The sequence below is a fragment of the Cupriavidus phytorum genome, assembly GCF_003254285.1.
Classification (GTDB): domain Bacteria; phylum Pseudomonadota; class Gammaproteobacteria; order Burkholderiales; family Burkholderiaceae; genus Cupriavidus; species Cupriavidus phytorum.
Window position 1 is genome coordinate 353,016 of record NZ_QKZN01000001.1, and the last position, 12,788, is coordinate 365,803.

A 12,788-nucleotide genomic window follows, 5' to 3' on the forward strand; every position below is an offset into this window, starting at 1 on the left:
GTCTCAGCCGCGCGCGGCGGCCCGCCATGCTCCCGGCGGTAGCCCGAAGCGCCGCGTGAAGCTGCGCGTGAACGTGGTCTGGTCCGGATAGCCTGACATCAGCGCGATCTCGGCCAGCGGCAGCCGGGAGTTCGACAGCCACTGCAGCGCCCGGTCCAGGCGCAGCCGGGTCTGGTAGCGGTGCGGGGTATCGCCGAAGGCCTCGGCGAACAGCGTCTGGAAGCGCCGCACGCTCCAGCCGAAATGCGCGGCCAGTTCCGGCACGCGCAGCGGCGCGGCCAGGTTGGCGCGCAGGTGGGCATCGACGGCCATCAGCGGAAAGACCTCGCGGTCGGCGGGCATGCCGAGGCTGTCGGCCAGCGTCGCGGCCAGGGTTGCCGCAAGGTGCCAGTCTGCCTGCGGCGCGCGTGCCGCCAACGCCGTGCGCCCCGCCGCCAGCGCCCGCACCCGGTTGCCAAGGGCGCCGTCCAGCGCGAACGCGCGCGGACGCGCCATCAGCCGCGCGGGCAGCGCCACCGATTGCGCGGGAAAGTCCGCCACCAGCTGCAGGTTCCCCTGGTAGCCCATGTAGTCATGATGGCTGCCGGCCGGCACGATCAGGCCGGTGCGGTCGTCGACGCGGTAGAGGTGGCCGTCGAGCTCCAGTTCGGAAGCGCCGGCCAGGCCGAACAGCAGCTGGTGGTAGCCGTGCTGGTGGCCCTCCGGCTGCGGCCGGTAGCGCCGGTGCTCGACCAGCGGCGCGGCGCGCGCTTCAGCGGGCTTCGGCATGCCGCATCCTGCCGCGGGTCTGGCACAGCCAGACGCCGGCCCCTGCCACCGCCATGCCCAGCATCTGCACGGCACCGAGGCGCTCGCCGAACAGCAGCCAGGCCTGCAGCGCCGCCAGCGGCGGCGCCAGGAACATCAGCGCCGCGGCGTTGGCGGCCTGGCCGCGCCGCACCAGGCTGACCAGCAGCCATGTACCGGCGCCGGACAGGCCGATGGCGGCCCAGGCCAGCCCGGCCCACAGCGCCGGCCCGCCGTGCCAGTGCAGCGGCGCGCCGGCTGCCTGGATCGCCACCATCGCGGCGGCGACCAGCATGGCGCCCAGGTTCTGCCACGCCGAGCTGGCGCGCAGGTCACAGGTGGCGATGGCGGTTTTCTGCAACAGGGTTCCCATGGTGATGGAGATAATGGCCAGCACGCCAAGCAGCACGATCCCGGGCGATACCGCGCCGGCCGCGCCGTGCGGGCCAGCCTGCAGGGCGGGGGCGACCACCAGCGCAACCCCGAGCGCACCTAGCGCCAGCCCGTGCCAGGTCCGCCTGGAAGGTAGCTCTTTCAGCAGGGGGATGGCAAGCAGAGCGGTCAGCAGCGGCTGCAGCGCGCCCAGCAGGGCCATGATCGCCGGCGGCAGGCCGCTGGCAACGGCGCCATAGCCGGCGCACAGGTAGAGGCCCTGCATCAGCGCGCCGGCCAGCAGGTGGCGCGGCGCCTCGCGCAGCGGCGGCCAGGCCGCGCGCGCGGCCAGCGACCAGGCCACGAACATCAGCCCGGCGACGGCAAAGCGGCCCAGCAGGAACAGGCTGGTGTCGGCCAGCGGCACGATCGCCTTGCCGACGATAAAGCCGGTGGACCAGATCAGGACGAAGGCCATGGCGGGCAGCCAGGCGACAGTGGACAAGGGGCGCGACATGTTGGCAGGCGTTTCCGCTGCGGTAGCGGGAAGGGCAAAGCGCAAGGCTAGCGAGGCGCGGCGCCGCTGTCTTGGCAATTCCGGCAATCGCCCACTGAAAGCATTGGTAACACTCGTGTAGCGTCGCCGCGTCAACCGGCCCGGGCTTGCCACGTAACATGTGGATGGGGATCGAATCGAAAGAGGTGGACCACATGGATCCAGCGCAGCATCCAAGACCACTTGGCCGCGGGCGCGTGACCGCCTGGCGTGCCGCCGCGGCGTTGGCGCTGGCCGCTTGCCTGGCTGGCTGTGCCGAGCTGCAGGCGGGGCGGGGCAACGGCGACGACCGTGGCGCCACGGCCGCCGCCGACCTGCGCTGGCTCAATACCGTCACCTACGGCGCCGACGAGGCGTCGCTGGACGCGCTGCGCCGGCTGGGCCGCAAGGACTTCCTTGCGCAGCAACTGGCGCTGCCGCTGGCCGATCCGCCCGAGCTGGCGGCCGCCATCGCGGCCTTGCCCAACCTGCGCGACGGCGCCGCCGCGCAGGTCCAGGCCGCGCGCGAGGCGCGCCAGCGCATCGATGCACTGCCCGACGACACCAGCCGGCAGCAGGCGCGCCAGGCGCTCAACCTGCAGGGCCGCGAGATCGTGGCCGATGTGGCGCGGCGCCACCTGCTGCGCGCGCTGTATTCGCCGGCGCAGCTGCGCGAGCAGATGACATGGTTCTGGATGAACCATTTCAACGTCTATGCGGGCAAGGGCCAGGTCGGGCTGCTGCTGGCCGAGTACGAAGAGCGCGCGATCCGGCCGCATGCGCTCGGCCGTTTTCGCGACCTGCTGATGGCGACGGTGACCGCGCCGGCGATGCTGGTCTATCTCGACAATGCCCAGAGCAGCGCCAACCGCGTCAATGAGAACTACGCGCGCGAGCTGATGGAACTGCATACGCTGGGCGTCTCCGGCGGGCCCAGCGGATCGCGCTATACGCAGCAGGACGTGCAGGAACTGGCGCGCGTGCTGACCGGCGTGGGCGTGAACCTGCGCGGCACGCCGCCGCCACAGCTACCGCCGGCGCGTGCGGGCCTGTACCGCAGTGACGGCTTGTTCGAGTTCAATCCCGCACGCCACGACTTCGGCGCCAAGCTGCTGCTGGGCCAGCGCATCGAGCCGTCCGGTTTCGACGAAGTGGCGCGCGCGGTGTCGATGCTGGCGCGCGAGCCGGCCACGGCGCGCTATGTCAGCGCGAGGCTCGCGGCCCACTTTATCGCCGACAACCCGCCTGTCGCGGTGGTCGAGCGCATGGCGCAGACCTTCACGCGTACCGATGGAGATATCGCCGCGGTGCTGCGCACCATGTTGCTGGCGCCCGAGCTGGACCGGCAGGCGGGCGCGTTGCCGCGCAAGTTCAAGGACCCGATGGTCTATGTGGTGTCGTCGCTGCGGCTGGCGTATGAAGGCCGGCAGGTGGCCAACCTGCGCCCGGTGATGAACTGGCTGAACCAGCTGGGCGAACCGCTGTACGGCCATGTGGCGCCCGACGGCTACCCGTCGGCGGAAAGTGCGTGGGCCAGTTCGGGGCAGATGGTGCGGCGTTTCGAGATCGCGCGCGCGATCGGCTCGGGGCCGGCGGGATTGTTCGCGAGCGATGGCACCACGCCGCGCGGCGCGCGCTTCCCGACGATCGGCAACAAGTTCTACTACGACGCGATCGAAGCCACCCTTGGTCCCGCCACGCGCGCCGCGCTGAACCAGGCTGAGTCGCAGGCGGAATGGAACACCCTGCTGCTGGCTTCGCCCGAATGGATGCAGCGCTGAAGGCAACGGAGAGCACCATGCAACGCCGACAATGGCTCAAGACGATGGGAGGCGCCGCGCTCGGGCTGGCGCTGCCGGTCATCGCCTCGCGCGTCTACGCGCTGCCCGCGCAGGCCGACGCGCGCTTCCTGCTGGTCTTCCTGCGCGGCGGCTATGACGCGGCCAGCGTGCTGGTGCCGGCCGGCAGCGACTTCTACTACGCGGCGCGTCCCAATATCGCCATCCGCCGCCCGCCGGCGGCGGGTGCCGACGCGGATCCCAATGCCGCGGTGCCGCTGGCATCCGCCTTTGGCGCCGACAGCACCGCGCGCGGCATCGGCGACTGGGCCTTGCACCCGGCGCTGGCGCCGACGCTGCTGCCGTTGTGGCAGCAGGGCCAGCTGGCCTTCGTGCCGTTCGCCGGCACGCACGACCTGTCGCGCAGCCACTTCGAGACCCAGGACGGCATCGAAGCTGGCCTGCCCGGGCATGACGAAAGCCGCCAGGCCACCGCGGCGCTGCGCGGCAGCGGCTTCCTCAACCGGCTGGCCCAGGCCATGGGCGGCCAGGCCGCGCCGGTGGCGTTCACCGACGGACTGCCGCTGGTGCTGTCCGGCCCGCGCGACGTGCCCAATGTCTCGCTCAAGGGCAGCGGCCGCGCCCCGTTCGATGCGCGCCAGGCGCGGCTGCTGGCGCAGATGTATCGCGGCACGCGCTTCGAGTCACTGATCGACGAGGGCTTCGAGCTGCGCGAGACCGTCGCGCGCCAGGCGCAGGCGGAAGCGCCAGGGGGCGGCATGGCTCGCGCCGGCCCGGCCACGATGGCGTCGCGCCAGCAGGAAATGCAGGCCGCCAGCCGGCGCGCGCTCAGCGCCCGCGGCTTCGAGGTCGAGGCCCGGCGCATGGCGGGGCTGATGCGCGAGCGCTTCAACCTGGGCTTTATCGACGTGGGCGGCTGGGACACCCACGTCAACCAGGGTGCCGCGCAGGGCCAGCTGGCCGGGCTGCTCGACAACCTGGGCCGCGGTTTGTCGGCCTTTGCCGCAGAGATGGGGCCCGCATGGACCAAGACCACCGTGGTGGTGCTGTCCGAGTTCGGCCGCACCTTCCGCGAGAACGGCACGCGCGGCACCGACCACGGTCACGGCACGGTCTACTGGGTGCTGGGCGGAAGCGTGCGCGGCGGCCGCATCGCCGGCGAGCAGGTCGCGGTGGCAGCGGCCACGCTCAACCAGGATCGCGACTGGCCGGTGCGCAACGAGTACCGGGCGCTGCTGGGCGGGGTGTTCCGCAGGTTGTACGGGCTGGATGCGGCGCGGCTGGCGCAGGTGTTTCCGGGGGTGGCGGGGCGGGATATCGGGTTGGTGTGAACCGCGCTCCGGCAGACGGAACACCTGGTTCAGCGATCACCGTTGGCCGGCCGGGGTGATGATGGTGGGTGCGAGCGGCGTGATCGCCGCTGGTGCTGGTGCTGGTGCTGGCGTTGGCGTTGGCGTTGGCGTTGGCGTTGGCGTTGGCGCTGGCGTTGGCGTTGGAGCCGGAGCCGGAGCCGGAGCCGCGGGGGGCAGGGTCGGTGCCGGGACCGGTTCATGGGCCGGGGGCGGCGCAGCCGGCGCGCTGCCCGCGGCGACGTCCGGGGGCGGCACCGCCATCACCGTTTCCCCCCGATCCAGCGCCAGGCTGGATTCATCGTGGTCTGCGTCCGCCATCGCGGCCGAGGCCGCGGCTGCCGGCGGCGCGATCTCGGCTTCCTGCGCCGGCAACGCCGGGCGGCGCGGTGCCGGGCGCGGTGCCGGGGTCTCGCTGGCCTTGTCGCGCGTGAACAGCTGGCTGAACCAGCCGCGCAGCTGCGTGCCGAGCGAGGCGAACAGATGCGTTTCCTCGTGCTCGGCAAAGCGCGCGCGGCCGTCGATGATGCGGCCGCGCAGCGCGCGCTGGTAGAAGTCGCCAACCATCGGCAGCGCGCTGTGCGCGCCCTGGCCCCAGTAGTCGCTGCGCAGCGTGATGCGACTGTCGTTGAAGCCTACCCAGGCGCCCGCCACCAGTTCCGGATGCATCAGGATGAACCAGCCGTCCGCATTGTCCTGGGTGGTGCCGGTCTTGCCGGCGACGTCGGCGCGGATGCCGAAGCGCGAGCGGATGCCCGCGCCGGTGCCGCGGTCGATCACGTCGCGCATCACGTCGAGCAGGGTTTGCGTGGCGGCGGCGGACAGCGCGTGCTCGGCGCGCGCCGGGCGGAACACCTGCAGCACATTGCCCTGGCGGTCTTCGATGCGCGTCACCATGGTCGGCGCGATGTAGTCGCCGGCATTGGCGATGGTGCCGTAGGCGGCCACCATTTCCTTCAGCGTGACCGGGCTGGTGCCCAGCGCCAGCGACGGCACCACGTCGAGCTGGCTGTCGCGCACGCCCATGTTGCGCGCCAGCCGTGCCACGCGCGCGGGGCCCACTTCCTGCATCAGCTGCGCGGTGATGGTATTGCGCGAATAGACCAGGCCATCGCGCAGCGTCATGGCGCGGCCGGTGGGGCGGCCTTCGTCGCTGGGACGCCAGATCTCGCCGCCGGCCAGCTCGATTTCCACCGGCTGGTCCACCAGCGTGTCGTCGGGGGTCTTGCCCTCGTCGAAGGCCGCGCCGTAGACGAAGGGCTTGAAGGTCGAGCCCGGCTGGCGGCGCGCCTGCTGCACGTGGTCGAACGCGTCCTGGCTGTAGTCGCGGCTGCCGACCCAGGCGCGGATCTCGCCGTTGCGCGGGTCGATGGCCAGGAAGCCGGCCTGGATCCGGGTCTTGTTCTGGTGCAGCGCGCGCAGGAAGGCGCTGTCGGCCATCAGGTGGCGCAGCGCCTCGTCCGGCGCGGTGCCGGCGGCGACGGCGGCGCGGTACTCCGGGGTCTCGCGCACGAAGGCCTGCACCAGCGGCTTGTTGGCGGCCCAGCCCGCGCGCGGCGCCCAGGCGGCGTTGGCGACCGCCTGCAGCCGGTTGCCCTGCTGCACCACGGCCTGCGTGGCCATGGCCTGCAGGCGCGCGTCGATGGTGGTGTGGACCACCAGGCCGTCGGCGTAGATGTCGTAGCCGTTGCGGTCGGCCCAGCCGATCAGCCACTTGCGCAGCTGCTGCGCAAAGTGTGGGGCGGGGCCGGGCGGCTCGGTCTGGCGCTCGAAGTCGATGCGCAGCGGGCGCTTCTTCAACTGCTCGTAGCGCGCCGCGTCGAGCTTGCCGCGCTTGACCATCTGCCCCAGCACGGTATTGCGACGGTCGAGCGCGCGCTCGGGGTTGAGCACCGGGTTGTAGTAGCTGTTGCCCTTGAGCATGCCGATCAGCGTGGCGCTCTGCAGCACGTCGAGCGAGCGGGCGGGGCGGTCGAAGTAGGTGCGCGCCGCCATCTCGATGCCGAAGGCGTTGTACAGGAACGGCACCGTGTTCAGATAGGTCTCGAGGATCTCGTCCTTGGTGTAGAGCGCCTCGATCTTCAGCGCGGTGATCGCTTCCTTGAGCTTGCGCGTCAGCGTGGGGGCGCGGCCGATCTCGTCGGGATAGAGGTTGCGCGCCAGCTGCTGGGTGATGGTGGACCCGCCCTGGCGGTCGCCGGAAAAGGTATGCAGCGCGGCCGAGGCGATGCGGCGCCAGTCCAGGCCGTGGTGCTGGTAGAAGCGGTGGTCCTCGGTGGAGATCAGCGCCGCCACCACGTTGGGCGAGATCTGCTTGAGCGGCACCCAGTCGCGGTTGGCCCACTTGAACACCGCCAGCTCCTTGCCGTCGGCGGACAGCACCTGGGCCGGCTGCTCGGACTTGGCCTTGCGGATATCGCTGATGCCCGGCGTGAACGGGATCAGCACCAGCACATAGAGCAGCAGCACCGCCGGAAGCGCGGCCACGCCGAACAGCAGGCCGCGCCGGGTGGGGCGCAGCGTGCCGGGCCGGGTCAGGCCGGCGCGCGCGGTGCGCGCCGCCAGTCGGGACAGGCCTTGCCGGAGGGGGGCAGGCAGTGAAGCCGGGAACGAGGCAAGCAGCGGGGCAAGCCGGGTCTTGATCTCAGCCAGCTTCATGAGGCGAAGCGGTCGAGGCACAGGCGCGGGGCGGCACGGAACACTGGCATTACCGTCGTCGGAAAAGCCTGCATCCTACCAAAACGTTCCCGCCCGTTACAGGGAAAACCCCCATCCGGGCGCGATGCGCCACTTCCTGCTGCGAAGCATGGGTCACAAAGCTTTCATATTGCGCCGCCACAATGCCGGGGCCGCCACTCGTGCGGACGATGCGCCGTTGCCGGGTTGCCCGGCTGGGCCCCGATCGTCATGCCTTGACATGACTCGCCATGACGATCGGGCCTTGGGTCCGGTGCGGTGTCGTGCCTCAAACAGAACACAGAGAAACTACAGTGAAGAAAGCTCTCCTTGCAATGACGGCAGCAGCGGCCGCGTCGGCCGCATCCGGGGTGGCGTCGGCCCAGTCCACGTCCAACGTGACGCTCTACGGCATCGTCGACGCCGGCGTCGAAGTGATCAGCAACGTGCCGGGCAGCGGCGGCGCCGAAGGCACGGCCGTGCGCCTGAACTCGGGCAACCTGTCCGGTTCGCGCTGGGGCCTGCGTGGCACCGAAGACCTGGGCGGCGGCCTGAAGGGCATCTTCGTGCTGGAAAGCGGCTTCGACGTCGACACCGGCACCTCGGGCCAGGGCAACCGCCTGTTCGGCCGCCAGGCCTACGTCGGCCTGCAGGGCGGCTGGGGCGCGGTCACGCTGGGCCGCCAGCAGAACGCGCTGTACGACCTGTTCGGTGCCTTCGACCCGATGGGCGTGGGCCCGCGCTACTCGCTCAACAGCGTCGACTCGGCCTTCAACGGCCGCGCCGACAACGCCGTCAAGTACACCGGCAAGTTCGGCGGCCTGACCGCCACCGGCTTCTACAGCTTCGGCCGCGACAACAACGAAATCCCGGGCGAGACCAAGGTCGGGCGCAACTTCGGCGGTGGCCTGTCGTATGCGGCTGGCGGCTTCTCGGTCGGCGCGGCGTACGACCAGTTCCAGGGCGGCACGGTGGCGCTGCAGGACCGCGCCGCCAAGCGCGCGGCAGTGGGCGCGGCCTACGCCTTCGGCGGCGCCAAGGTGTTCGCGGGCTACCGCTGGCTACGCGACGACGGCGTGTCCAGCGCCACCGCGGCCACGACCCGCAGCAACGTCTACTGGGCCGGCGCGCAGTACCGCTTCACCCCGGCGTTCCTGGTGACCGGCGCGGCGTACTACAACGACACGCGCAACAGCGACGCGGATCCGTGGATGTTCGTGCTGTCGGCGGACTACTCGCTGTCCAAGCGCACCGACGTGTACCTGAACGTGGGCTACTCGAAGAACAAGTCGGGCTCGGCGCTGGGCCTGAACGGCGTCGGCACCGTGGTTGCCGGCGAGAACCAGACCGGCGCCACCATCGGCCTGCGTCACCGCTTCTGAGCGTCACTGCCTGATGCCCGCCCGGCCGGCTGCCATGCCAGCACGGGCGGGTGCTTAACTCTCATATCGACACCTGCGGCTGGTCTTGCGGGGTTCGTTGGGCCGGTTGCCTTGATCGGCCCTTTTTTCCTTTGGCCGAGTGCTTCGCTGTTCCATCGGCGCCATGGCTCCGTAGCCCGCGGTCCCTACCGATACGCCGCCGCCCCAATAAACTGCCCGAACCGCTCGCACCAGATCACCACCGCCGCATACCGGGACGGATCCACCCCGGCCGGCAACTCCACGGTGAAATTGCCGAAGGTCTTCAGTTCACCCACCTGCAGGGACTGGTCCTTGATCCGCAGGAAGGCTTCCTTGTTGTCTACGAATGCCGGCGCCAGGTAGATCCGGTAGTCCGGCCCCGGTGCCACGCTGCCTTCGAAGGCGAGCGCCCTGGCCGAGACATGGAGCCGGCCGCTGGCCCAGTGCAGCGCGTCGCTGCCGGCCAGGTCCTTGCGGAAGGTGCCGGCATAGCGCGCCTGTTGCGATATCGCCCGCACCTGTCCGGCGCTGGCACCAGGCTGTGCCGTCAGGATCGGCAGCACATAGATGCCTGCGGCAAAGCCGACCGCCAGCATGGCGAGGTGGGTCAGCACGAGGAGGGCGGGCCTGGCAGTCATGGCGGGCTCCGGAAGGGACGGTGATGGCGGTATGTCGGCGCTGGCGCTGGAACCTGACAGCAACGTGGCGTGTTGGCGTCCTTGGCACATTCGCAACGGTTTCACCAATCCAACACATGGAAGTGGTTATGATCTGGTAGTTGCCCTGTCGAGAAGCTGCCTATGACCCTCCACGTCACGATCCGCACCATCCGTACCGGCACGATGCAATCCGCGCGCTACCAGGCGCGCGTCTACCTGACCACCGATGCCGAGGCCCTGCCGTTGCTGGCAACGGATTGGAGCGAGCGCGAGGCCGAAGCCTTCCGTACCGCACAGTTCTGGGCGCAGCGCCACGCTTATGTGGTGTCTAATCCACGCGCAGGAACGTTCTACGGCGTATCGGGCCGGCGCTGAAGCCGGCCAGCGCGTCCCCGCATCCCCTATCTGACCTGCGTTCCGGACGCTGCCGGCGGCCGGGCAGGCCTGGCGGAGCCCGGCGCGGTGCCGGCCGGGCCCATGGCGTCGAGCGTCTTGGCCGCCGCCAGATGCTGCGGAATCATCAGGCCCTGGCGCGCCGTGGCCACCGATATCTGTCCGCCCTGGGCGCTGCCGCGCGCGACCAGATCGCGCCCGTTGCGGTAGACCAGCCGCGTCAGGTCGGCCACTTCGTTGTCGGACAGGTCCGGGCCGGTCACCAGCACGGCCGCGGTGGCGATGGTGCGCACCGGCGCGCTCAGGCCGGGATAGGTGCCGGGCGCGATCGATGCGCGGAAATAGCCCGCCTTGCGGCCCACCAGCGCGACGATGGCCTTTTCGTCGAGCGGCAGCAGCCGCAGCGGCATTTCGGCGAGCGCATCGCGGATGCTGTCGGCGGGCACGCCGATCACCTGGATCACGGCGTCGACCTGGTTCTGGCGCAGCGCCACCAGGCCGGTGCCCAGGCCCACTTCCTCGGCCTTGAAGTCCTTGTCCGCCAGCCCGTGCGCGGCCAGCACGCGCAGCGCGGTGTGGCGCGAGGCCGAGCCGCGCTCTCCCACGGCGATGCGCTTGCCGCGCAGGTCCGACACCGAGCGCGCCGGATCGCCTTCGCGCACCAGCACATGCACCGGTTCCGGATAGAGGCTGCCGATGGCGCGCAGCGACGCCTGCGGCCCGTCCTCGGCAAATGCGTCCTTGCCCTCGTAGGCATCCAGCGCGGCATCGCCCTGCGCCAGCGCCACCGAGACCTTGCCCGCGCGCAGCAGCCGCAGGTTCTCTTCGCCGCCGTGCGTGACCAGCGGGATTGCGCGCACGCGCGTGCCGGCCACCAGCGCCTGCGCAAAGCGCAAGTACTGGCCGTGCTCGGCACCGGCGGCGATGGCATAGCCTTCGTTGACCCGCGCCAGCCGCGCGCGGATATTGGCGTGCGCGGTGGTCAGCTCCTGCTCGATCACCGCGCGCTGCGCCGGCGAGGCATCTTTCTGCACCGAGTCGATCACCTTGCGCATCGCGTCGAGAATCGCCGCCGGGCCGGTCTGGGCATTGGTGGCGACGGCCGGGGCCTCGGCGGGGCGGTAGCCGGCCGGCAGCACACCGACCCAGCGCTCGCCGTCGCGTCGGTACAGCGCGGTACCGTGGGCGCGGATGATGTCGCCGGCCTTGTTGCCGCCGCTGGTAATGCCGGTGATGCCGCGCGGACCCGCGCCCAGCGCCGACACCAGGCCGGCCACGCCGGGCGAATCCCAGGCGCCGAAGTCATAGTCGCGCAGCAGCTTCAGTTGCGCGTCGAAATAGACGATGCGGCGGATCTCGCCGGCCGGGGCCTTGGTGTCGGCCTGCGAGCCGCGGCGCTGCAGCTCCACCACCTGCACCGTGCCAGGCGGCAGCGCCAGCGCCAGCCGTTCTTCGACGCCGGCGCGGATGCCGTCGCCGGACGGGCCGCCGCCGCATCCCGCCAGCCAGACACTGGCCAGCACGGCGAACAGCAGGGTGAGCAAGGCGCGGCACCGCATCTCGGCCCCCATCTCAGCCTCCGATCAGCGGCAGCGCCAGCATCATGGTCAGCACGAACGCGTTCATCAGGTCGACGAAGAACGCGCCGGCCAGCGGCGTGATCAGGTAGCTGGTCGGCGCCGGGCCGTAGCGCGCAGTGATGGCGCGCATATTGGCCATGGCGGTGGCCGTCGAGCCCATGTTGAAGCCGATGAACGCGGCCGAAGTGACGGCGGCCTCGTAGTCGCGCCCCATGAAGCGGAAGCACACCAGCACCACGTAGAGGATGATGAACACCACCTGCATCGCGATGATCAGCAGGAACGGACCGGCGGACATCGCCACGTCGGCCAGGTCCAGCGCCATCATCGTCATCACCAGGAACAGCGACAGGCAGACATTGGTGATCAGGTCGGTGGCGCGGTCGTCGAAGCGCATGCCGGCAAAGGGCAGCAGGTTGCGGATGGCAATGCCGAGCATCATGCACCAGAGAAAGCCCGGGATGGTGATGGCGCCGGTCGGCATCTGCGCGGCGATCCAGCGCCCGCCGATCACCGCGGCCAGGATGCCGGCCAGCGACGCCAGCGCGCCCACCGTGGTGATGGGTGAGACCGCCGCCGCTTCCTCCTCGGTGTCGCCGGCCTCGCGCGCGGTCGAGCGCAGCCGGTAGCGCGAAATCAGGTATTGCGCCACCGGTCCGCCGATGATGCCGCCGATGATAAGGCCGACCGTGGCGACCGTCATCGACAGGTCCATCACCGCCTGCAGGTTGTTGACCTCGGCAAAGCGCTCGGCATAGGCGGCGCCGGTGCCATGCCCGCCGACCAGCGTGATGGAGCCGCTCACCAGGCCGAAGATCGGATGCAGGTCCAGCACCCGTGCCATGGCCACGCCCACCACGTTCTGCACCACGATATAAGGGAGCAGGATGACCAGGAAGATCACCAGCGCCTTGCCGCCGCGCCGGAGCATGCGCAGGTCGGCGCAAAGGCCGACGCCGCCGAAGAACATCAGCAGCAGCACCGGCTTCATGCCGGGATCGATCACCACGCGGAACTTCACCGCCGCCATCGCCGTCGACGCGATGATCGCGAACAGCAGGCCACCGGTGACGGGATCGGGGATGTTGTAGCGCGACAGCACGCCGACGCTGCGGTTGACCAGCGTACCGATCAACAGCACCACCACGGCAGTCAGCAATGAGGCCAGCAGGTCAAGGTTCATCGGGGGCGTCCTGACGCGTAGCATGCATCACTACGGGTTGTAGTCGGACACCG

Annotated in this window: 10 protein-coding genes; 4 read left to right on the forward strand and 6 right to left on the reverse strand. The window is 70.6% G+C overall.

All coding sequences use genetic code 11. From position 1 onward, the window contains the following. Nucleotides 1–3: 3 nt before the first annotated feature. The gene (locus C7416_RS01560; protein WP_111516801.1) at nucleotides 4–768 is read right to left on the reverse strand and encodes a helix-turn-helix transcriptional regulator; all 765 of its coding nucleotides are present in this window, start codon (nucleotides 766–768) and stop codon (nucleotides 4–6) included. Next, nucleotides 752–1,675, reverse strand: coding sequence for a DMT family transporter (locus C7416_RS01565; RefSeq protein WP_111516802.1), 924 nt, complete (start codon nucleotides 1,673–1,675; stop codon nucleotides 752–754). The genes C7416_RS01560 and C7416_RS01565 overlap by 17 nt, the downstream gene beginning before the upstream one ends. Before the next feature lie 194 nt (nucleotides 1,676–1,869). On the opposite strand from C7416_RS01565, the gene C7416_RS01570 reads away from it, so the two are divergent. Continuing rightward, nucleotides 1,870–3,474, forward strand: coding sequence for a DUF1800 domain-containing protein (locus C7416_RS01570; RefSeq protein WP_111517457.1), 1,605 nt, complete (start codon nucleotides 1,870–1,872; stop codon nucleotides 3,472–3,474). Nucleotides 3,475–3,491: 17 nt separating this feature from the next. After that, the gene (locus tag C7416_RS01575; protein ID WP_111517456.1) at nucleotides 3,492–4,823 is read left to right on the forward strand and encodes a DUF1501 domain-containing protein; all 1,332 of its coding nucleotides are present in this window, start codon (nucleotides 3,492–3,494) and stop codon (nucleotides 4,821–4,823) included. A gap of 36 nt (nucleotides 4,824–4,859) precedes the next feature. Here the strand turns inward: C7416_RS01575 and C7416_RS01580 are convergent, their stop codons facing one another. Beyond that, a complete protein-coding gene (locus tag C7416_RS01580) occupies nucleotides 4,860–7,499 on the reverse strand; it encodes a penicillin-binding protein 1A (RefSeq protein ID WP_111516803.1) in 2,640 nt (879 codons plus the stop codon). Nucleotides 7,500–7,831: 332 nt separating this feature from the next. On the opposite strand from C7416_RS01580, the gene C7416_RS01585 reads away from it, so the two are divergent. Then, nucleotides 7,832–8,899: a porin gene (locus C7416_RS01585; protein WP_111516804.1), complete on the forward strand. Its 1,068-nt coding sequence runs from the start codon at nucleotides 7,832–7,834 to the stop codon at nucleotides 8,897–8,899. A 185-nt stretch (nucleotides 8,900–9,084) separates the two neighbouring features. Here C7416_RS01585 and C7416_RS01590 read toward each other — a convergent pair whose 3' ends face one another. After that, complete coding sequence (locus C7416_RS01590) at nucleotides 9,085–9,558, reverse strand: DM13 domain-containing protein (protein WP_111516805.1); 474 nt, start codon at nucleotides 9,556–9,558, stop codon at nucleotides 9,085–9,087. Nucleotides 9,559–9,720: 162 nt separating this feature from the next. Here C7416_RS01590 and C7416_RS01595 point away from each other — a divergent pair, with 162 nt between their 5' ends. Then, nucleotides 9,721–9,954, forward strand: coding sequence for a hypothetical protein (locus tag C7416_RS01595; protein ID WP_062803537.1), 234 nt, complete (start codon nucleotides 9,721–9,723; stop codon nucleotides 9,952–9,954). Between the two features lie 26 nt (nucleotides 9,955–9,980). Here the strand turns inward: C7416_RS01595 and C7416_RS01600 are convergent, their stop codons facing one another. Together C7416_RS01600 and gltS are read right to left on the reverse strand one after the other, a co-directional pair. Further along, nucleotides 9,981–11,543: a TAXI family TRAP transporter solute-binding subunit gene (locus tag C7416_RS01600; protein ID WP_373425015.1), complete on the reverse strand. Its 1,563-nt coding sequence runs from the start codon at nucleotides 11,541–11,543 to the stop codon at nucleotides 9,981–9,983. Nucleotide 11,544: 1 nt separating this feature from the next. Next, nucleotides 11,545–12,735, reverse strand: a complete 1,191-nt coding sequence (gene gltS, locus C7416_RS01605) for a sodium/glutamate symporter (RefSeq protein WP_111516806.1) — start codon at nucleotides 12,733–12,735, stop codon at nucleotides 11,545–11,547. Nucleotides 12,736–12,788 lie beyond the last annotated feature (53 nt).